This window comes from Ruegeria sp. AL12 (assembly GCF_056540885.1).
Genome location: NZ_JBQFXN010000007.1, coordinates 116,026 through 134,830, shown reverse-complemented (window position 1 = coordinate 134,830; position 18,805 = coordinate 116,026). Strand labels below are relative to the sequence as shown.

At 53.3% G+C, this 18,805-nt stretch carries 20 protein-coding genes and 1 pseudogene; 3 read left to right on the top strand and 18 right to left on the bottom strand.

Annotation, left to right across the window (positions count from 1 at the left end):
• Positions 1-3: 3 nt before the first annotated feature.
• A complete protein-coding gene (locus ACR0C6_RS16785) occupies positions 4-816 on the bottom strand; it encodes an FAD-binding domain-containing protein (protein WP_480620334.1) in 813 nt (270 codons plus the stop codon).
• A 372-nt stretch (positions 817-1,188) separates the two neighbouring features.
• Positions 1,189-1,545, bottom strand: a pseudogene (locus ACR0C6_RS16780) (deoxyribodipyrimidine photo-lyase); the annotation flags it as partial.
• A gap of 631 nt (positions 1,546-2,176) precedes the next feature.
• Here ACR0C6_RS16780 and ACR0C6_RS16775 point away from each other — a divergent pair.
• Positions 2,177-2,716 (top strand): thiol-disulfide oxidoreductase DCC family protein, encoded by a 540-nt coding sequence (locus tag ACR0C6_RS16775; RefSeq protein WP_480447302.1) that lies wholly within the window; start codon positions 2,177-2,179, stop codon positions 2,714-2,716.
• 175 nt (positions 2,717-2,891) lie between these two features.
• Here ACR0C6_RS16775 and ACR0C6_RS16770 read toward each other — a convergent pair whose 3' ends face one another.
• From ACR0C6_RS16770 to ACR0C6_RS16760, 3 genes are all read right to left on the bottom strand, one after another.
• Positions 2,892-3,920: an ABC1 kinase family protein gene (locus tag ACR0C6_RS16770; RefSeq protein WP_480620332.1), complete on the bottom strand. Its 1,029-nt coding sequence runs from the start codon at positions 3,918-3,920 to the stop codon at positions 2,892-2,894.
• 297 nt (positions 3,921-4,217) lie between these two features.
• Entirely contained in the window at positions 4,218-4,691 is a 474-nt protein-coding gene (locus ACR0C6_RS16765; RefSeq protein WP_171641851.1) for a DUF427 domain-containing protein, read from the bottom strand.
• Between the two features lie 183 nt (positions 4,692-4,874).
• Positions 4,875-5,999 carry a pyridoxal phosphate-dependent aminotransferase gene (locus ACR0C6_RS16760; protein WP_480620294.1) on the bottom strand — a complete coding sequence of 375 codons (1,125 nt, stop codon included), beginning with the start codon at positions 5,997-5,999 and terminating at the stop codon, positions 4,875-4,877.
• Positions 6,000-6,040: 41 nt separating this feature from the next.
• Here ACR0C6_RS16760 and ACR0C6_RS16755 point away from each other — a divergent pair, with 41 nt between their 5' ends.
• On the top strand, positions 6,041-6,796 hold the full coding sequence (locus ACR0C6_RS16755; protein WP_480620292.1) for an N-acyl homoserine lactonase family protein: 756 nt from the start codon (positions 6,041-6,043) through the stop codon (positions 6,794-6,796).
• Between the two features lie 49 nt (positions 6,797-6,845).
• Here ACR0C6_RS16755 and ACR0C6_RS16750 read toward each other — a convergent pair whose 3' ends face one another.
• From ACR0C6_RS16750 to ACR0C6_RS16730, 5 genes are all read right to left on the bottom strand, one after another.
• The gene (locus ACR0C6_RS16750; RefSeq protein WP_480620290.1) at positions 6,846-7,574 is read right to left on the bottom strand and encodes an SDR family NAD(P)-dependent oxidoreductase; all 729 of its coding nucleotides are present in this window, start codon (positions 7,572-7,574) and stop codon (positions 6,846-6,848) included.
• Between the two features lie 102 nt (positions 7,575-7,676).
• Positions 7,677-7,814 carry a hypothetical protein gene (locus ACR0C6_RS16745; RefSeq protein WP_171364184.1) on the bottom strand — a complete coding sequence of 46 codons (138 nt, stop codon included), beginning with the start codon at positions 7,812-7,814 and terminating at the stop codon, positions 7,677-7,679.
• A 74-nt stretch (positions 7,815-7,888) separates the two neighbouring features.
• The gene (locus ACR0C6_RS16740) at positions 7,889-9,154 is read right to left on the bottom strand and encodes a DUF2254 domain-containing protein (RefSeq protein WP_480620288.1); all 1,266 of its coding nucleotides are present in this window, start codon (positions 9,152-9,154) and stop codon (positions 7,889-7,891) included.
• Positions 9,155-9,198: 44 nt separating this feature from the next.
• Positions 9,199-9,483, bottom strand: a complete 285-nt coding sequence (locus ACR0C6_RS16735) for a sll1863 family stress response protein (RefSeq protein WP_152456639.1) — start codon at positions 9,481-9,483, stop codon at positions 9,199-9,201.
• A 50-nt stretch (positions 9,484-9,533) separates the two neighbouring features.
• Positions 9,534-10,034: a Dps family protein gene (locus tag ACR0C6_RS16730; protein WP_171171700.1), complete on the bottom strand. Its 501-nt coding sequence runs from the start codon at positions 10,032-10,034 to the stop codon at positions 9,534-9,536.
• A gap of 259 nt (positions 10,035-10,293) precedes the next feature.
• Here ACR0C6_RS16730 and ACR0C6_RS16725 point away from each other — a divergent pair, with 259 nt between their 5' ends.
• Entirely contained in the window at positions 10,294-10,464 is a 171-nt protein-coding gene (locus ACR0C6_RS16725) for a hypothetical protein (protein WP_170791963.1), read from the top strand.
• 239 nt (positions 10,465-10,703) lie between these two features.
• Here the strand turns inward: ACR0C6_RS16725 and ACR0C6_RS16720 are convergent, their stop codons facing one another.
• The 8 genes from ACR0C6_RS16720 to ACR0C6_RS16685 form a co-directional block, all read right to left on the bottom strand.
• Positions 10,704-11,678, bottom strand: a complete 975-nt coding sequence (locus tag ACR0C6_RS16720; protein ID WP_171641865.1) for an adenylate/guanylate cyclase domain-containing protein — start codon at positions 11,676-11,678, stop codon at positions 10,704-10,706.
• A 725-nt stretch (positions 11,679-12,403) separates the two neighbouring features.
• A complete protein-coding gene (otnC, locus tag ACR0C6_RS16715; protein ID WP_480447296.1) occupies positions 12,404-13,045 on the bottom strand; it encodes a 3-oxo-tetronate 4-phosphate decarboxylase in 642 nt (213 codons plus the stop codon).
• Positions 13,042-14,319, bottom strand: a complete 1,278-nt coding sequence (gene otnK, locus ACR0C6_RS16710; protein WP_480620285.1) for a 3-oxo-tetronate kinase — start codon at positions 14,317-14,319, stop codon at positions 13,042-13,044. The genes otnC and otnK overlap by 4 nt, the downstream gene beginning before the upstream one ends.
• A complete protein-coding gene (locus ACR0C6_RS16705; protein WP_480620283.1) occupies positions 14,316-15,113 on the bottom strand; it encodes an N-acyl homoserine lactonase family protein in 798 nt (265 codons plus the stop codon). Before ACR0C6_RS16705 ends, otnK begins: the two co-directional genes overlap by 4 nt.
• Positions 15,110-15,397 carry a putative quinol monooxygenase gene (locus tag ACR0C6_RS16700; protein ID WP_152456632.1) on the bottom strand — a complete coding sequence of 96 codons (288 nt, stop codon included), beginning with the start codon at positions 15,395-15,397 and terminating at the stop codon, positions 15,110-15,112. Before ACR0C6_RS16700 ends, ACR0C6_RS16705 begins: the two co-directional genes overlap by 4 nt.
• A complete protein-coding gene (locus ACR0C6_RS16695; RefSeq protein ID WP_480620280.1) occupies positions 15,397-16,908 on the bottom strand; it encodes a tripartite tricarboxylate transporter permease in 1,512 nt (503 codons plus the stop codon). The genes ACR0C6_RS16700 and ACR0C6_RS16695 overlap by 1 nt, the downstream gene beginning before the upstream one ends.
• A gap of 4 nt (positions 16,909-16,912) precedes the next feature.
• Positions 16,913-17,662 (bottom strand): hypothetical protein, encoded by a 750-nt coding sequence (locus ACR0C6_RS16690; protein WP_480447290.1) that lies wholly within the window; start codon positions 17,660-17,662, stop codon positions 16,913-16,915.
• A gap of 57 nt (positions 17,663-17,719) precedes the next feature.
• Positions 17,720-18,727, bottom strand: coding sequence for a Bug family tripartite tricarboxylate transporter substrate binding protein (locus tag ACR0C6_RS16685; protein WP_171364195.1), 1,008 nt, complete (start codon positions 18,725-18,727; stop codon positions 17,720-17,722).
• Positions 18,728-18,805 lie beyond the last annotated feature (78 nt).

Here is an 18,805-nt window from a genome sequence, read left to right as displayed (position 1 = left end):
TCATCACTGATCCTCCAGAGGCAGGCTGAGTTGCTTTTGATTTTGAGACGCCCGCGCGACTTTGCGAGGATTCCGCCGATTCTTTCGGCTGGCGTGTTTTGTCACGATGGCGTGTGCTTCGGAACGAAACTCCGCACTTCGGCGGACTCCCCAAACCCGCTCGCGCGCGGCCTTGGCTGCCGCTAGATGGTCAAAAACACGCTCTGGATAAAGCGTTCCAAGGATGTCTTTCGCGTTGTGAGCTTTCCAGGGTTCATGGATATGCTGATCCGCAATTTGGGACAATTCCGGCAACCATGTCCGAATGAACAACCCTTCTGGATCCTGATCATAGCCCTGCTTAACCGGATTATAGATGCGCACGGTATTGATGCCAGTGGTGCCTGATTGCATCTGCACCTGACTCCAGTGAATGCCCGGCTCATAGTCGGTAAACATGCGCGCCAAATGCTCACCCGGGGCCCGCCAATCCAGCCAAAGATGATAACTTGCAGTGGCCATCACCATTGCGCGCATCCGAAAGTTAAGCCAGCCCGTTGCCTGCAGTGACCGCATGCATGCGTCCAGAAATGGATATCCCGTTTCTCCGTTGGACCATGCGGTCAAGAGCTGGGCATCTGGCGCTTTCGGTCGAAGACCATCGTAGAGCCGATGCAGATTTTCAAATTCAATCCGGGGTTCATCCTCAAGTTTCTGAATAAAATGGCAATGCCAATGCAAACGGCCCGAAAACGAGCGAAGCGATTTACGCCAATCCTTTGCCTGCGGCGGCAACCGGCGTCTCTGAATTTCAGTAGCTTGCGACACCTCGCGCATCGAAAGCGCACCCCAAGCCAGATAGGGCGACAGCCGCGAACACGCAACGGCCCCCTCCAAGGGGCTGGACATTTCGCGTTGGTATCTTTTGCCACGGTGGGTCAGAAAACTGCTCAGACGTTCCAAACCCACAGCTCGTCCACCGGCTTGACGACCAACACATGTATCATCCCGCAAGCCAAGGTCGCGCCCCGTGGGAATATAGCCTGGTTCTATGTCGATATGCTTAAGCGCAACTGGTGAAGCAACGGGCAAAGCCATAAACCGGTCCCAACGTTCCGCCCAGCCATCGCGAGACCTGAGCCTGCGAAGAACGCCATGGTTTTGTACTTCGTGCCACCGCACGCCGTGGTCCCTGCACCATGCAGCAACCTGACGGTCCCGCTGATACGTCCAATTGTTTCCTGTTTCTTCATGTGACCAAAGTACGTCTATCAGACCACGATCTTTTAACTCGGAAAGGACCGCCACAATTTGTCCCTTGCGCAAAATGAGTGGTTGTCCCAGTTTCCCAAGGTCATCACGCAACTCAGCGATTGTCTCAGCAACAAAGTTCCACTGCCGTGTTGACGCGTCAGGTTGCTGCCAAAGCTCAGGTTCAACCACATAGAGTGGCAGAACTGGCCCGACCTCAGACGCTTGCGCCAGTGCCGGATGATCATTTACCCGTAAATCCCGTTTGAACCAGACGACCTGCACGATACCTCCGTTTTCAAGGATTGTACGCATGGCCACTAGAAATGGATCTATGTTCCAGTCTTCCTCGCGTTCCGCTGTGACGTGGTTTTTGCAGAGAAACCATTGGCCTTCGGAACATGAATGTCGGAAGCGCTCGCGAACCCAACCAAGGCATGTGGCCAAGAGAAAAAGACCCCGACAAAGGTGACATTGGCAAGTGATCGCTCTGGGCCCTAAACCACCAAAAAAGGAGCGGGTTAGCCCATCTCTGTCTTATTTGAATTTCTGATTTCTGAGTAAAGGATAAAGAAACCAGCCCGTCGATTTGAACGCTATCAGGCACGGTTGGCAACGGACCTCAGAGCATCCGCCCCGAAAGCAGTGTAAACGCAAGAGGGAGGTATTCAAACGGGACCATCTTGTTTGCGCATCGAAAGCAGTAAGCTTGACTTATGCGGTATCAAGCCCCGTGGATCATGAGCTGCGCCAACCGCTGAGCTTGTGAGATTGCCGTAGTCATCTTCTGGTAGGGCAACTTTTCAGTGCCTTTCGGAAAACAACGAGGTACCTACAAACCCCTCACCCTATTCGATAAAATTGCCCGCACGCCTGCAATTCGGGCGACGCAATCGCTAAAATTTTGCTAACATCATCACAAGTTGCGGCCTCATAACGCATCTGTATGTCAAGGCTGAACCCTCGTTTCTTCGGTATCTGCGCTAAGTCTAGCAACGGGGCGGATGAAGCCCGCAAGACGAGGTCAAACAAAATGGACAAAACGGACAAAGCTGAGGTTGCGCTCACATCTGATGACGCCGCAACTGATCATTCGTTTGCTACGGTTTATTACGACGGATCTTGCCCGCTTTGCTCCGTTGAGATCGAGCACTATGCCTCCTGCGAGGGCGCTGAACGCTTGAGGTTTGTCGACGTTTCAAAACCAAATGTTCGAATTGATGAAGATCTAACGCGGCAAGAAGCTATGGATCGTTTCACTGTGCGTCGACCAGATGGACAACTAGTATCCGGTGCACGCGCGTTTACGGAACTCTGGGGCACTTTACCCAAATGGCATTGGCTGGCACGGGCGGCAAGCTTGCCGGGGATAACGCCTTTGCTAGAGCTTGCATACCGGTGCTTCCTGCCACTAAGACCGATGCTTTCGAGGATCGCGTCTTGGGTCGGAGCGAAGTCGGCTAACGGGACAGGTTCGTCGACATGATCAATCTGGACGATGGTCGTTTTCAAGGACTGGTTTGGCTCGTAAAACGGGGGCTCGAACCCGCACTTGGCAACACTCGCATTATACTCGCGCTTTGTTTTGGGTTGGTCACGCATATCGGTGCCGCGGGTTCTGCTATTGCTCGGTTTGCTGGGTTAGGGAGGATAGGGGTCGTTCAGATGACATACTTTGCAAGAAGCGTCTTTACAGGCAGCGAGGCACTCAATCGCGTGGCCAATAAGAACATCCCCCCAATCTTTCGCTGAAGGTAAAGAATATCCATTGGCATTGGGGGCGGGATATACCCGGCCCGGGCCAAGGCCATGCCTTCCTTGTTCAGGTGGTTGGAGAGCGTTCGGTCAGAAAAATCAAATTCATTCGCGGATAGGATTGCGTCGAAGACACTGCGGATCATTCCGAGGATCCGGTCGTCGAACGGGCCATCACCTTCAACAAGCTTCAATTGGATGGCAGCGTTACGAAGCTCTTCTTCATCTTCCCGCAGGCCAGCACGCAGCAGATGCATATACCCATCAATTGCCAATGGTTGCAGGGCTCGGGCCGCGCCAAAATCCAAGAGGCTGATCTTCCCATTTGACGGGTTGTATCGGTAATTGGCAAAATTTGGATCGCTTTGCATGATACCGAACTCGAAAACCTCGCGCAGCGTGAGATCGACCAAGGCTTCTGAGACTCGATTGCGTTCCTCTCTGGTCGCATCACTCACGGTCTCGATAGGGCGACCTTCCAGAAAGGACATCGTTAGAACTTCGGGAGTGCTCCAATCCGGAAAGAACTCCGGAATTTCGAACGCATCATCACCCTGCAAGAGGTCAGCAAAGTGGCGCATGTGCCGCCCCTCGCGTTGATAATCCGTTTCTTCATGTAATTGACTGCGGGCCTCTTGGATATACGGCCCCAGATCAAAGCTTTTGGGAAGTAGACCGGACATTCGAACCAGCGCGGCCACATTGGCAACATCGCTGTCGATACTGCGAGCGATACCGGGATATTGCACTTTGATCGCCATATCACGCCCGTCTTTCAAAGTTGCACGATGTACTTGCCCGATACTCGCCGCCGCAATGGGCCTTACATTGAACGTTTTGAAGGATTTGCGCCAATCTGTACCCCAGTTTCGGTTCAGGACGTCACGCAATTGCTTCGGTGGCATGAAATGCGCCTGATCCCGCAAACGTGCCATGATGTCAGCCAGCTCAGGTGGCAAGGCCTCGCCTGCATCCATCGAAATCAGCTGACCCACCTTCATCGCCGCCCCTCGCATGCGCGAAAGCTGATCCGCGATCCGTGTCACGTTACCTGGGGTCATCAACAAACCACGCATATCGGGTCGCGCACCGCGACCGATCTCTCGAAGGGCGCGCACTGCCACGTTTCCTGCAATGCCTGCCGTCATGCTGCTTAAACCGGCAACACGGACCAAACGGCTTGTAGGAACTGCCAAAGAGGTTGTTGAGGATTTAGGGTCAGTCATACATCCTCACCAAAATTCCGTGCCCGGAGAGCCTTTGATGCGACCTTTCAAATTCTCGGTGACCCAACCCCCATAAAAGTCCCCGGGTTGCGGGATCACACGATGCTTGCCAACGAAACAACCGTCCATAAGCCCGGCGTAAAAGGCGACATAGCCCTTTATCTGTTCAAACCTGGTGGTTGGTTCCTCGTAACTCCATGCGGCTTTTGTGGCCTTGGCCGCCCCGCTCTGAACGTCCCAGTAACTCGCAACGCCCTTCCATTCGCAGTATGACCTGACCGAGGTTTTTGTCAGAACGGCATCAATGTCATGCGGTGGGATGTAGTACGTTGGGGCGTGGTGGGTCTCGAGTACCTGAAACGCCTGATCGGTTTCTACGATTGTTCGACCGCCAAACTCTATCCGCACGTTATGGGGCACCTCCCGCAGCGCAGGTGGCCGCGGATAGTCTTGCACGTCTTCAATTGTCAAAGCTGTCATTGTGGAACCGGGTTGTGTATTAGGCTGTTCCTTCTTCGAGATAGCGCGCCGACAGCGTTATTCTAGCGAAAGAACTTTCAACACAAGGTAGGCGAACTTGAACCACAATTGGGCTTAGTGTCAGCTTTGATCGGGCTGCACTGTTAGACCGACTTTGCAGCCCGAACCGTCAAAATGAATGTCCTAAGTCTGCCAGTTCGCCAACAGTTCACCCATGCGCTCTAGGCCAAGGTCGAGATTGGCAGCAGCACCTCCTCCGACGCCTAGTCGGACGTGGTTCTGCATCCCGTAAGACGAGCCCGGTAAAAGAAATGTCCGATACGGATCGGCGAGCAAGAGTTTGGCGAACACATCGCCATCAATCCCGTCAAGCCGCGCCAAACCAATCAATCCAGCCTGAGGTTTGACCCAATCGAGGCGGGGTTGTTCGGCAACAAACCGATCAAGGCGTTCCAGTGTTTTCATCCCAGCTGCGCGCGCAGTTTTCATTGACTGATTGTATCGGTCAGGCCTCAAAGCGATTTCGGCAATGACTTCGCCGAGTATATTCATAATCTCGCTAGAGTTTTCCCGCAGAATTATGGCATCCCAAATCAGATCGGGATCACGGCAAATCATCCAGCCGGTGCGCAGCCCCTGGAGCCCCAATGCTTTGGAAACGCTGCCCGTCGTGATACCCCTCGGATACAAACCGGCAATCGAAGGGGCACGGGACCCGTCCCATTCCAATCCTGCGTAAACTTCATCAACAACCAGCCATGCGCCGACACGGTCTGCAATTTGTACAAGCCTTTCCAGCTCTGCCCGGGTCATCAGGCGGCCGGTTGGGTTATTGGGGTTGGTGACAAAGATGAGCCGCGTGCGCGCTGTTACTGCGGCTTCAACTTCGTCCAGCGGCAATAACCAACCAGCGCTCTCTTCTCGGTCTACAACTTTGAGAGTCGCGCCAACAGCCTCTGCCAAGACGCCCACTTGCGGCCAGCCTGGGCGTTCTGTTACGACTTCGTCGCCCGGTTGGACCAATTGCATGAATGCAAGATAATTGGCTTCCGCAGCGCCTGCGGTGATCAGAACATCGTCTGGTTTGCAAACATCAGACAAGCCGGCGCGGTCCAAGACATGTCGTCGTAAAGCAGGCAGGCCCCGAAAGCTCTTTTGGTTCCAATCCAGCGGCAGTGCTGGGTCCAGCGCATCCATAAACTCACCCAAACACGGCGACGCAGACAAGGAAAACCCAACGAAAGCTTCTGGATCCGCTTCGGTGGTATCCAGCAGGTACTGAAAAAGTGTGTGTATCTTGACTTTCATGCTCAACTCAAAATCCTTGTAGTCAACCAGGGAGAGAGTCTGTGCAAGCAGAAGGATTTGTCAAAGGGCGACCGAGTGACTTGGCAGTTTTGGACTACGGGCTGTTCAAGGTCCATTCCACCGGCCGCATTATTGGGATCTGCGGGTTTCTGATCCGGACGGACTTAGGAGAAGCAATACTCATCGACACTGGGTTTCCTGAAAAATACGCGACCGATACCGACGCCGCAGTCAAAGAAGATCGATTGGACGAGTTCGGCGAGGTCCTGAAGTGTGAACCAGACAATCTGCCACGCGCACAACTGGCAAAACTCGGACTGACTCCGTCAGACATCACATTGCAGATTTGTACGCACACTCATATCGACCATATCGGCGCATTGGCCGACTTTCCAAGCAGTCCAATTCTTATCTCTTCCGCGGAGCGAGCCTTGCCTCGCCCATTGTATTGGGGCGATATACGGCCTTTGGAATGGCCCGATCAGGATTATCTCTTGGTTGATGGCGACGTAGAGATTGGGCCGGGCATCTTCGTTTTGGCCTCACCCGGTCATGCGCCTGGCCAGATCGCAGTAATGGTCGATCTTCCTTCGGGTGCAATTTTGTTAACGAGTGATGCAATATCCCGACCGGCAGAAATCGACGAGAAGTTTGCCGGCTCGTGGGACGAAGATGCCGCAATTGCCAGCGCAGACAGGTTGATGCGTATAGCATCCGAACGAGATGCCTTTGTAATCTATGGGCATTGTCCCAAGCAGTGGCCCGCTCTGAAGAAAGCACCAGAAGTCTACCGTTGATCCCAACCTGTGGCTCACTTTTCCCGAAAAGTGATGTCGCGCCTGCCAGTTATCTGACGTCGCGCCCTTGATTCAGAATAATCACGTTCCCGCTGGAAACATCACCGGCCGGCGAAATGAGAAAACTGACCCAAGAGGCGATTTGCTCGGGTAGCATCGCGCGACCATGCGGCATGGCATTAACGGCTTTCTCCAAGACTTCCTCGGTCAAGACCTTGAACAAGGGTGTCTCGGTCATGGCAGGTGCCAGTGAATTCACACAGATTTTTTCGTTTGCGTATCGACGGGCAAGGTCTTTCGTAAGGGTATCCATAGCAGCCTTTGACGCCCGGTAGTGCGGAGGGTCGAAAACATCGAAATTGTAAGCTCCGTTCGAAGAGATATTTACAATCTTTTTGATACCTTCGCGTTCCAGCATCAACTGAACCGCCTGCTGGCAACAATGGAACGCAGAGTTAAAGTTGATTGCCATCTGTTTTTCGAGTTCCTCGGGCGGAATGTGCGGGAAGTCGGACATGAAGCAGGTGCCCGCGTTGTTTACCAAAGCATCCAGACCACCGTGCGCTGACTTAATGCCATCAAACGTCTGAGCGATAGCCATGGAATCCGTTAGGTCGACGGAGATCGGCGTGAAATCTGGGCCTAATTCTGTTGCCAGTTCGTCCAGACCCTCTTCATTAAGGTCCAGTCCAACGACGTGGAACCCATCTGCCCGCAATTGGCGGCAGATGGCCTTCCCCATCCCTCCCGCGGCGCCAGTCACAACCGCTGTTTTCATAGCAACTCCTCCCACCTTGGCATGAATTGGGGTACTTCGAATTAAAGAAGGAAACTCACAACCCTTTTATCTGAAAGCTGCGAAAGTCAATTCTGCTTGAATTCAGTGCCCGCCCGTTTTGGGCTTTATGCGATCATTCCCTGCTGTCTGCTTTTTAGCTGCTTGGCAGTCAAAACTGCCGTCTGCTTTCATCACCTGCTTGCCGTCTTTTTTTAACTTGAAGGCAAGCCCGGCACTCAAGTTCTTCTCGATATCACTGCGGATGGCCCACGCACTTCTCCCCCGCAGAACGGGACTACGCGCGTAAGGGAAGTTTAACTAAGCCCTCGCATTGCAGTTTCGATTTGACCACAAAACTTATCAATATCGCGCTCCAGCATATCGCTTTCTCGGGTCTCATCTCTGACTGCGGTTAGTTCATCTACAATAGCCCGCGCTTCCTTTTCTGGAGCCGCTTCAGCAATGCGAACCAAAGCTCGAATAAGGGCGGCCGTCACGAGGCCATTGCCCCGAGCGGCGCGTCTTAGAGCTGGCATCGAGTCGTGAAACAATGACTCTGCCGTGATGGATGGGTAAACCACCCGCACGGCTCCGTCGTCATCTCGATACACACCCGTGCAGAGCTTGGACGACCACGCACGGGCCAGAGAGGCCGATAGACGGTCGATGCAGACAATTGCGGTGAACGTGTCGTTGACACCCGGCGATAATGCCCGAAGTGCGATTTCAACGAGAAGATGGACAGAAAAACGGATATCTCCGTTAGGGTCTCGCGCGGGGATCAACCGAGCTGCCGCTTGCACCAGATCATTGAGGCTCTCATCAATATCACCATGAACATTGGCCAAAATGTCCGATGGAACCATAAAGTCACCAGGCTGCACATCAAAAACGACGACTGCTCCTGCTTGTTTGGCCGCACGCACCAGTTCTTCGGTGTTGATCGAGTTCACATAACCAGTTCCCGAAGCCGGGACCGGGCGCTTGTCTCCCTTCTCGGGGATTGCCTCTGAAGATGGAATATCTGCACTGTTTTCGATCGCGGTGCTCACTTGGCGATCCAAGGCTTCAGAAATCCGCGCCGCCTCCTGATCAATGGTTACGCGCGTCGATACGGTATGGACGAAGAGCAGCAGCAATAGAACCGAGACGATTGAATAGATTATGCCAACCACCACGGCTAGGTTCACTGATGTGTCATCGCGTACCAACCACAAGATCATCAAGCTGTATAAAAACGTTGCTCCAAGTGAACCAACTGCAATCTGATTTACCCTGTCTTCGCCGAAGCGCTGCAAGAGCCTGGGCCCAATAGATCCAGCTGCCAAGGTGTAGACCAGAAGAACAATGGAATAGACCATGACCAATGCGGACATGGATGCTGCCGAGATTGCGCTCAGTACATCGCTCGCAGTGCGATTCGAAACGCTGAGCCAATCGGAAGCGGACCAACCCCACTTCACAAGCGCTTGCTCGGTCTTGAAGACAATCCCAGCCACCACAAGACCTGAAAGACTTATGGCGGCAGGGATGGTTAGGAACCCGCGAAAGTATCTCACTAATTCTCTGGGCGTTTGCATTCCAGTCCCCATTCACAACACGCTCTTTCTTGACGAACCCTGCTTTACGCGAACCGGTCGGCCGCTTTTTTCAAAGCACTCTGCATGTCATTCCATGCAGCCTCGTAGCCCTCTTTGACGTCTTCCCAGGCCTCGTCGCTGGTCGACTTCAACTCTTTCAGCTGAGCTTCTGCGTCAGACCTTACCTTGTAGAGCTTGCTGAGTTGTTCCTCGAGCTCGATCTTGGCATCCGCTTCCGCCACTTTCAGCTTGGCTTCAAGAACATCAATCTGGGCATTCCAACTATCCAGTTGCAGCTGTGCCTTTTTCTCGTACCCAACACGTGTCATGAGTTTTCCTTTCTTCTCAAACGGTGGTTCAGATCGACGGGAGCCGCCCACTAGGCCGCAACAATCGCCTTGAGCATCCAGACTGCTTCTTCATGCTTGGCCATCCTGGCGTTCATCAGATCCTCTGTAGCCCCATCGCCATAACGGGCGGCGGTCGCGGCAGTCTCACGCAGGTTTCGGGCGATCGCTTCATGGTCTGCAACCAACTGCTTGATCATACCTTCTGCGTCTTTGACCGTTTCTTCTTCGGTCAACTTTGCCTGGCTAACCATGTCAGTGAACGAAATCGGTGCCACCTGACCCAACGCGCGCACGCGCTCGGCCAATTCATCAGCGGCCTCAAACAGGTCACGATACTGACGCTCTGTCAGCTCATGAATCGGCAGGAAAAGCGGGCCGACGACGTTCCAATGTGTGCCTTGCGTTTTCACCATCAGGATCATTGTATCGGCCAGTATTTCTGTCACCGCGTTGGCGATCCACGCATTTTTGTCGATGCCTGTATCGTTCGTTTCTTCCTGAACTTCAGACTTTAAAACTTGCTGTATCATTTTCACTCCATTTCGTTTCTTACAGAGTAGAAACTAGGGAGAAGATGAAAAATTTCAATTAAAATCATATACTTATTATATGTATCCAACACATAATGGGGCGCTTCATGATCATGGGTATCCAGCCCAACATGCCAACATTGATGTAGACACACAGGCCCATTGCCATACATGCTTGGAGTAACTGACGTAAGCTACTGAGGTCATGCCGGTGTCTGATCAAAATCGACCACCAAAGCGCACTGAAAAACTGCAACTAATGCTCGACCTCGAAGAGCTTAAGGCCATCGATGATTGGCGGTTCGAGAACAGACTGCCATCCAGAGCGGCCGCCATTCGAGAACTCATCCGTCGCGGTCTGATTTCCAATGAGTTCGAAGAACCACCTACTGACGCGCCTTCCGGTGAGTTTCGTGTTGTGGACGAGTGACAGAAGCATCTACAGCACATCTCGTCTTTGCAAGGACGTGACACTGACCCAACCGAACCATCCGGCACGCGAGAAATTGTATGCTGATCTTGTTGCATACTGCACACGTGACAATAGGGCGATAGCCGCAATCCACCGGAGTATTTTAGCGATTTTCTGTACTGTGCAACACAGTGCTTTGTACCCAACTGATCCGCGAGGGCGCTATTCGACTTGTCGGGTTAAGTTAAAGTCAACGCTCAATTATTCCACTGTAGCCGATATAGTACGTGGTGGCCACGTAGACCTTTGAGCAGTCTGGGTTCTAGGCCGGAAAACGAAAAACCGGTCTGTCCGGCAACCATGGCGCGGGTCACATCTGAAACGAGTATTTCACCTGCCACACCAGCCGTTGTAATGCGTGACGCCTTGTTGACCACGGTACCGAAAAAATCTCCACGTGATTGCACGACATCGCCAGTGTGAATTCCAATACGAATACCGAAAAACGGCTCTTCGGACACCGACGCAATGGCCTTCTGAATTTTGACGGCAGCCGCTAATGCTTCTTTCGCAGACGGAAAGACAGACAACGTTCCATCTCCAAGGGATTTTACGAACTGGCCATGATGCTTTTCAATGATCGCCGACAAGACCCGGAAATGGTTTTCGATCAGCACCGACCAACGCTGATCACCCAACGCCTCTGCCAATGCCGTACTGCCCTCCACATCAGTGAAAAGTACCGAAGCTAAACCTTCGGTTTGGGTCAGCTCGGGCCCTTCATCGCGTGCGGCATCAATCAGTTTTTGGATGGCCAGCTGTTCCTTACCCACAAGTTCAATATTCGGAGTGGGTACTGAAGCGTGGCGATTGATGATCTTCCAGGCCGCTCCCTCCAGGACAAAAATCAGGACGGTGCGATAGAAGACGGCTTCATCAAAGCCGACAAACTGAATCTTATGGACAAAGGATGACCATCCCGTTTCTCCGTTTTCGAAGGCTTCCGCTTCAATTTCTTCGAAAACGACCGGTGCCGGGATTTCCGCGAAAAAGCCGCTAACCCCATCACGAACGGCTTGGCCGCTCCAATACTCGCCTTCGCCGGTTCCAACGAACCGAAGTTCTTCTGCTTTCGACAGAAAGTTCCGCAATTCCTCAGTATTCTTCTTGGTTCTGAGAATCTCGTACCAACGCCTGGAAACTGCCAGCAGTTCAGGTGAGGAATGTATCATCGCAAGCAACCCGAGACTCTACATGGGAAGAAACTAAGAAGGCCTTGCAAACGGTATCCCCATTTTTCGAACAACGCAGGTCAATGCTGCCGCCGGGATTTGTTCAGATCAAGACTTTTGTGTTTCTTCAGGACATGACCTGAGCCCGCAAATCTTCTCCTGTTTTGCGTAGAGTCTGGTCAACTAAAGGACGGACAAGTGAAAGTGAGATTCACCCGCGAACTGATCATTCAGATGATAAAGCAACAGGAAGCTTGCGAGAATACGGGAATGTTTACTAGCGCTTTGGGATCAGCCAGAGCACCTTCTACAAATACAAATCGAAGTTTGGCGGCATGGAACTGTCTGACGAGAAGCTGCGTGCTTTGGATTCTTAGAACCGGCGGCTGAAGAAGCAGCTAGGCCGCAAGTTCCGCTCACAGTTCATCAAAAACACCCCTGTATTTGAACCGCACGCTCCGCGGAAATCTAATTTTTGTCATCTAAACTGAAGTCCCGGTCACCCGTGAGAAATGAGACATTGAGAGCATAAGCGTTTGTCAGAGTCCGGTGCAGTATTTGCATTCGGCCAGCAAAGAACGCCCGCAATTGATAAGCCACACCGGGTTTAGGTGCCTCAAAACGCGGCTTTCTTGCCATAGATTTCGTTCATTAAACTCAAGTTTAACGCCCATAGCCCTGCCCGATTTGCCCAAAAGTCTGCACAGTCAGTATTTTGCGTTGGATTAAATCCCTCCGAATGTCTCTTTGAGTTCTGCGACTTGTTCTGCATCCAACGTTCGGGTTGGCATACCCCGCAGTGTCACGAGCAATTTGGCCGTTTCTTCCAACTCTTCTGCTGCACAAACTGCTGAGAACAGATCCTTTCCCGAGACTACGGGTCCGTGGTTGGCCAACAGTACAGCACTGTATTTACCGCTCAGTTCGCGGATCAGGTCACCAGATTTCGGATCACCCGGCTTGACGTATGGAACCAGTTTGACCTTGCCGACGCGCATCACCACGTACGGCGTCAGCGGAGGAATACAATCATCTGGATTGGTGTCTTCCAGACACGACAGGGCGGTGGCCCAGGTCGAATGCAAATGAACCACCGCGCCCGCTTCTGGTCGAGTCTCATAAAAGGCCTGATGCAGAAAAACCTCTTTGGTCGGCTTGTCGCCAGAGACGTGGTTTCCATCCAAATCAATCTTGGCGATGCGCTCGGGGTAGATATCTCCTAAAGTTGAGTTGGTTGGCGTCATCAGGATACCGTCGTGTAGACGTGCGGAGACATTGCCCGCAGTGCCGACGGAAAATCCACGCTCAAACAGCGAGGCACATAACTCCGACATCTGCTGCCGCAATACCAATTCTTCAGATTTCATGTGCCTGCCTCCATCATTCTGAGAGCCTTCAAAAAGAAGTTCGGAGCGCCAAAGTTTCCAGACTTCAACGCCAGCGCGATGGGTTCGGTTTTTCCAACGCTCAGGACCGGCACGCCCGGGTCAATCTCTGGCCCAACCGACATGGCAGGAGACCCCAGTGCCGCAGACACAGCCTTGGCGACAGCGCCCGACGTCTCCCCTCCTGCCACCACCAATCGCTTGTACCCCGTCAGGACAAGTTCTCGCGCGGTGTCTGCAAAGAGATTGTCCAGCTTTTCCGCTACTTCTTCCTGACCAAATTGGTTTTGGATCGCGCGCACATCTTCCGGGTTTCCCGACGAATATGCGAGCGGCGCCTGACCCAAGTGCGTTTCAAAGAATTCCAAAAGCGTTTGCGTGGTCACATCCCCGGAAATGACGCCCGGAACATCGATTGCGAAGGTCGGATGGGAACTCGCATGAACATCGATCTGCTCACGAGTAGCGCCTGAGCAAGACCCCGCAAGGATCGCCTCGGGCCCCGTGATACCGGGGAACACACCGCCAGCTCTATTGGGTGAAGCCCCTCTCAAGATGTTTCTTGGTAACCCCAGTGCTATACCCGATCCCCCAGTAATGAGCTTGGCATCCTTTAGAGTTTCGCCCCAGGCCAACAAATCTTCATCCGAAATCGCATCGCCAATCACAAATCGTTCGTCGGCGCTCTTCAAAGCAGCAGCAATCGCCTCGGATCCTTGCTTCACGGCGTCAATGGGCACCAACCCGACCGCTTCTTCGGTCTGACGCTTCAACCATCGCCGGATGTTTGCATCCGTCATGGGAGTAAGAGGGTGATTTTCCATCCCAGACTCGTGCAGCAGCTTGCCGTGCACAAAAAGATGTCCCTGATAAACGGTACGCCCCGGGGTGGGAAAGGCCGGACAGAAAACCACCTTTTGCTCATCCAACTCGTTGGCGAGTGCTTCCGCAACGGGGCCGATATTTCCCTCCATCGTGGAATCAAAGGTCGAGCAATACTTGAAAATGAACTGACCGCATCCTTGGTCCGCGAGCCAGCGCAAAGCGCGCAAGCTATCTGCAACAGCTTCATCGACGGGTGCAGTGCGGCTTTTGAGAGAGATCACACCTGCTTCGATCTCCTTATCCGCCGGGGTAGTTGGAATGCCTGTATACTGAGCCGTGCGTAACCCACCTTCCGGCTTAAGGCCCTTTGCCAAGGTGTTCGCAATATCACTCGCACCAGTGAAGTCGTCCGCTATGACGCCGATCTTCATAATTTGATGTCCTTCGTCGGCCCTGGATCCAACCTATGGATATGCGGTGCTGCTCCGACGGGATAAATCTCGCGCACAAGTGGATCGTGGCCGGGCACTATGAGCCGAGGATGCGAAGCCAACCTCTCCAGCGTCTCAAAACCATCCATCATGTCCTGCAGGTCGACGACGATGGGAAAAGCTTTGCGCGCCATAAAATTCTCGTAGTAATGCGAGGCATCTGAGGCGAGTACCATCCACCCGCCTGACGTCCTTACCCGAACGCATTGCAACCCGCGCGAATGCCCACCGATGCAGTGCACCGTGACCCCATCAGCTATCTCGGCTTCTCCGTCGTAAAAAACGACCTTGCCTGAATAGAGGCGCTTTACAACCTCGCAGATATGGCCCGCCGAGAAAGGCGCACGCAAATGATCGTGGCACATACAGGGGCCGGTGGCGAAGGCCATTTCCGCCGATTGCATATGCAACTTCGCGTTAGGGAACATATGCAGCCCCCCCGCGTGGTCATAATGAAGATGGGTCACGATGACATCGGTCACCGCTTCGGGCGAAATACCTAAAGGCCGCAAAGCCTCGCGAGGGTCCATCGCGATGGGACGACCCCGGGCAGTGGCCTCGCCGCTATCGTAACCAGTATCTACCAGAATGACTTTGTCGCCGCGTTTGAGCACCCAAACGAAGTAGTCCATCGCATGAGGCGCGTCGTGATTATCATCGATGATGAAACTATCAGCTCGCGTCCGGGCATTTCGATCCGCATATTTGACGGCGTGGATTTCCCAATTGTTCATCGGATGACCTCGGAATACTGGTGAACAGCTTTGGCTTCTATCATATCAGCCACCGCAGCATCGAAGGACTTGAAATGCGGGCTTTCGAGGTGAACGCCGAACGCGGCTGCGTCCTCATAAACCTCGTAGAGGAACACCGTCTCGGGATCGTCACCGAGGCAAACGTCAAACTGATGGCATCCGGGTTCTTCACGCAAAGAGGTTGAAGCGTTTTCTACCATCAGCGGCAAAAAGGTGTCTCTCGTACCGGGCTTGAGAGTGAAGGTGACAGTAACCGCAAACATCAGACAGAAATTCCTTTCAGACGTGAGAAAGCGCGCTTTGCGACAGGCAGTTGGCTGAGGATCAGGCCAATATTTAGTACCAGAAGAATGGCCGCACCGGGTCGTGAAAAGAAGACCGAAAGATCCCCGTCTGACAAGAACAGCGACCGGCGGAAGGTTTCGTCAAACAGGCTTCCCAGAATAACACCAATCACCAACGGGGCGATTGGGTACTTCATAAGTTTCATGAAATAGGCAACCGCGCCGACACCGAGCATCAGGTAGAGATCATTGATGCCCCCACCAACGCTGAAAGACCCAATTGTTGTCAAAACCATAACGACGGGCAAGAAGATAGTCTGCGGGATGGCGAGTATTTTGATAAAGACCCGAGCGGTGAAAAGCCCCATAAGGAACATCGTCAGTGACGCCAGCACTAAAATTGCAACCACGCGCAGAATGATCTCGGGGTCTATCGTGGGTCCTGGGATCACGTTGTTGATCTTGAACGCCCCCATCAAAGCCGCGGCGGGTGGCGAACCGGGAATGCCCAACACCAAAAGAGGGATCAGAGCACCACCAATACAGGCGTTGTTTGCAGTCTCAGAACACAGCAGACCCTCCAAAGAGCCTTTTCCAAACTTGTCGCCCTCGGCAGATACGGTCTTGCCAACACCGTAGCTGACCCAACCGGCGACATCTTCGCCAACTCCGGGAAGAGCTCCTACCCCGGTTCCAATCACACCTGACCGGCCAATGGTGGGCAGGTAGCGTCGAATTGAGCGAAGGTTTGGAAGAATACGGCCTTTCAGGGCTAGGACTTTCCCAGTCTCAACATGCCTCAAGCCGTCGATAATTTGGGGGATGGCGAAGGCTCCCATCAAAACTGGCACAACCTGAAATCCGCTCATCAGGTAAGACCAGCCGAAGGTATAGCGTGGTTCAGACAACAGCGGGTCGAGCCCCACCATGGACATCGCAAGCCCGATCAGACCAGCGATCCATCCCTTGATCACCAGGTCTTCGCTCATCAAAGTGCCAGAAAGCAGAATGCCGAACAGGGCCAACAATGCTTTCTCTGGGCTTGCGATGTTCTTTGAAACCAAAAGCAGCGCCCAGACGAAAATCAAAAGCGTGATGGTCCCGATTACTGTGCCAATGAAACTGGCCGTCGTGGTGAGCCCTAATGCTTCGCCCCCTCGACCCGCATTGGCCAGAGGGTAGCCATCCATGGCCGTCGCCGCGCTGGCTGCTGTGCCCGGTATATTCAATAGAATTGAGGGGTAAGAGCCGCCATAAATCGCGCCGACATAGGCCCCGAGCAAGGCAATGAGCGAATAGTCGAGCGGGATTTTGTTACCGAAGAAGCCCGTCAAGATCGTCACGGCCAGGGTTGCCGTAAGTCCGGGCAATGCTCCAAATGCGATGCCCAGGAATACGGATGCGACCAAGTACAGATAGGTCAGCGGGTCCACTGCCAGGCCCACGAAAGCGGCCCCAAATCCAGCGAGTTGCGAAAGGATAAAGTCCATCCGGTCAGTCTTTCCAAAGCGGACGAAGCGTCACGTAATAGTGGTATTCGATTTGCTTGAAGATCAGTCCGCCGCGCGCGGGCACGTTCTGCCGGAAAACAAAGGCCATCGCGCTTACAAGGATGAGCGGGGCAAGTATCGCCACCACTGGAACGAACCGCAAAACGCGTTCAGTAACCGCTTTGGACAACACCACAAGTGTAAGCGTGACCCAAACGGCCAATGTAAACCAATCATCACCGTGTTCATTCCAATCCGCCTGCGCGGGAAACACGGCGAACGCAAACAAACCGGCAGCGACAACTGCGACACAGGCCACCAAAGCACGCCGCGCATGACCCCCGTAATAGCCGTAAGTCAAAGCCGTGATCAGCAACCCAGAGCACAAAATGAAGTCCACTCTGGGAACCAGTCCGACGACATATGCAAGAAGGATCAGGCCTATTGTCGAAGCACGGTAGGCTTCGCACTTATCCCATCCAATCCCCAAGGCACTGAACGCGTTTTGAGCTCCGCCCGAACGGACCGAAATAGCCAGCAAAACGAAGGAAAGGACAAGTAACCCGCCGAAGATGAATAACGGTACAATTGCAGCCGAGTTGTACCAATCAGATCCACTTACACCGGCGCGGTTTTCACCCCAAAGTGGAATGTCCAATGTCTTCCAAAGGAAAAAGAGGGACACTGTGATAAGAACAATCGATGCCCAAAAATCGCGCGTCCGCAGGATCAGTGTTTCGTCAGGTTTGTCCATGGCCTGCCTCCTTCAGGAAGGGGCGCGATCGAACGCGCCCTTTCAAAATTGATCGGATTAGGGCTTCTCGATACCCAGCGAGGCCGGATCGACAGTGGCAGCACCAAGGTCCTGCAAGGTATAGGCAAAGGTAGCCTCAAGGTTCGCAAACAATTCTTGAGCTTCTTCGCCGTGCTGACCGCCGACATCGTATTTGTTTGCCGCAGCCCATTCAGCGACGGTGTCGGACGCAATCGCCTGCTCGAAGGCATCACCAAGTGCGGCCTTTACGTCATCTCCGGCTGAACTGTGAACTGCAAACCCGATGGCCTGTTTGAGCGGCAGATACTGGTCGAGCCCGTCATAGATGCCAAAGGCAGATGGCACTGTTGTGCCTGCAATCTGCGCATCTTCGGGCGTCAACATTGCGAGCGGTTTAAGTTGACCGCCCTCAATCAACGGAGCCTGTTCAGCCAGTGAAGTCACAACCAACGCAACTTCACCCGCTATCGCCGCTTCCTGCCCGGGTGCTGAGCCTTTGTATGGAACAAATTTGAATTCTGCACCGGACCCTTTTTCGATGGCCAGAAGGTTCAAGTGGTGGATCGAACCTGCACCGGACGCCGCTGCTGGAATAGTACCCGGAGCAGCTTTGGCAGCGTCGACCAGTTCTTCCAGCGTATTGTAAGGGCTGTCCGCTGGAACCGAGATCAGATCAGGCGATCCGCCGACAATAAACGGATACCAAAAATCAAATTTCTTGTCCCACCCCCCCTGCACAGCGGCCGTGACATTCGATTCTGACAGCCCGACCAATGTATAACCATCGTCTGGTTGGTTCATAACATAGACCATGCCGTTGGAGCCTGCGACCCCGCCAGTTTGATTGATCACGTTGATCGAGACCGGAAGGTGTTTTTCCATCTCAGCCATGATCATTCGGTTAATCGTGTCCGTGCCGCCACCGGCCCCCCAGACCACAGCTGTGGTGATATCACGATAGGGATAATCCTGCGCGGCAGTTGCCCCTGCGATCCCGGTCGCCATCACGGCTGCGGCCGCTAACCGCCCTAGCTTTAGTTTCATTTCCAAGTCCTCCCAAAACAACTTCGCGTTTATTGTTGCATTTATTTGCGTATACATTAAAGAATGCATTGTCAACGG

What these genes read in the sequence shown, in the direction of transcription:
- ACR0C6_RS16785 (WP_480620334.1), bottom strand. Translation starts at nt 816, where the DNA reads ATGCGCGAGGTGTCGCAAGCTACTGAAATTCAGAGACGCCGGTTGCCG.
- ACR0C6_RS16775 (WP_480447302.1), top strand. Translation starts at nt 2,177, where the DNA reads ATGTCAAGGCTGAACCCTCGTTTCTTCGGTATCTGCGCTAAGTCTAGC.
- ACR0C6_RS16770 (WP_480620332.1), bottom strand. Translation starts at nt 3,920, where the DNA reads ATGGCACGTTTGCGGGATCAGGCGCATTTCATGCCACCGAAGCAATTG.
- ACR0C6_RS16765 (WP_171641851.1), bottom strand. Translation starts at nt 4,691, where the DNA reads ATGACAGCTTTGACAATTGAAGACGTGCAAGACTATCCGCGGCCACCT.
- ACR0C6_RS16760 (WP_480620294.1), bottom strand. Translation starts at nt 5,999, where the DNA reads ATGAAAGTCAAGATACACACACTTTTTCAGTACCTGCTGGATACCACC.
- ACR0C6_RS16750 (WP_480620290.1), bottom strand. Translation starts at nt 7,574, where the DNA reads ATGAAAACAGCGGTTGTGACTGGCGCCGCGGGAGGGATGGGGAAGGCC.
- ACR0C6_RS16740 (WP_480620288.1), bottom strand. Translation starts at nt 9,154, where the DNA reads ATGCAAACGCCCAGAGAATTAGTGAGATACTTTCGCGGGTTCCTAACC.
- ACR0C6_RS16735 (WP_152456639.1), bottom strand. Translation starts at nt 9,483, where the DNA reads ATGACACGTGTTGGGTACGAGAAAAAGGCACAGCTGCAACTGGATAGT.
- ACR0C6_RS16730 (WP_171171700.1), bottom strand. Translation starts at nt 10,034, where the DNA reads ATGATACAGCAAGTTTTAAAGTCTGAAGTTCAGGAAGAAACGAACGAT.
- ACR0C6_RS16725 (WP_170791963.1), top strand. Translation starts at nt 10,294, where the DNA reads ATGCTCGACCTCGAAGAGCTTAAGGCCATCGATGATTGGCGGTTCGAG.
- ACR0C6_RS16720 (WP_171641865.1), bottom strand. Translation starts at nt 11,678, where the DNA reads ATGATACATTCCTCACCTGAACTGCTGGCAGTTTCCAGGCGTTGGTAC.
- otnC (WP_480447296.1), bottom strand. Translation starts at nt 13,045, where the DNA reads ATGAAATCTGAAGAATTGGTATTGCGGCAGCAGATGTCGGAGTTATGT.
- otnK (WP_480620285.1), bottom strand. Translation starts at nt 14,319, where the DNA reads ATGAAGATCGGCGTCATAGCGGACGACTTCACTGGTGCGAGTGATATT.
- ACR0C6_RS16705 (WP_480620283.1), bottom strand. Translation starts at nt 15,113, where the DNA reads ATGAACAATTGGGAAATCCACGCCGTCAAATATGCGGATCGAAATGCC.
- ACR0C6_RS16700 (WP_152456632.1), bottom strand. Translation starts at nt 15,397, where the DNA reads ATGTTTGCGGTTACTGTCACCTTCACTCTCAAGCCCGGTACGAGAGAC.
- ACR0C6_RS16695 (WP_480620280.1), bottom strand. Translation starts at nt 16,908, where the DNA reads ATGGACTTTATCCTTTCGCAACTCGCTGGATTTGGGGCCGCTTTCGTG.
- ACR0C6_RS16690 (WP_480447290.1), bottom strand. Translation starts at nt 17,662, where the DNA reads ATGGACAAACCTGACGAAACACTGATCCTGCGGACGCGCGATTTTTGG.
- ACR0C6_RS16685 (WP_171364195.1), bottom strand. Translation starts at nt 18,727, where the DNA reads ATGAAACTAAAGCTAGGGCGGTTAGCGGCCGCAGCCGTGATGGCGACC.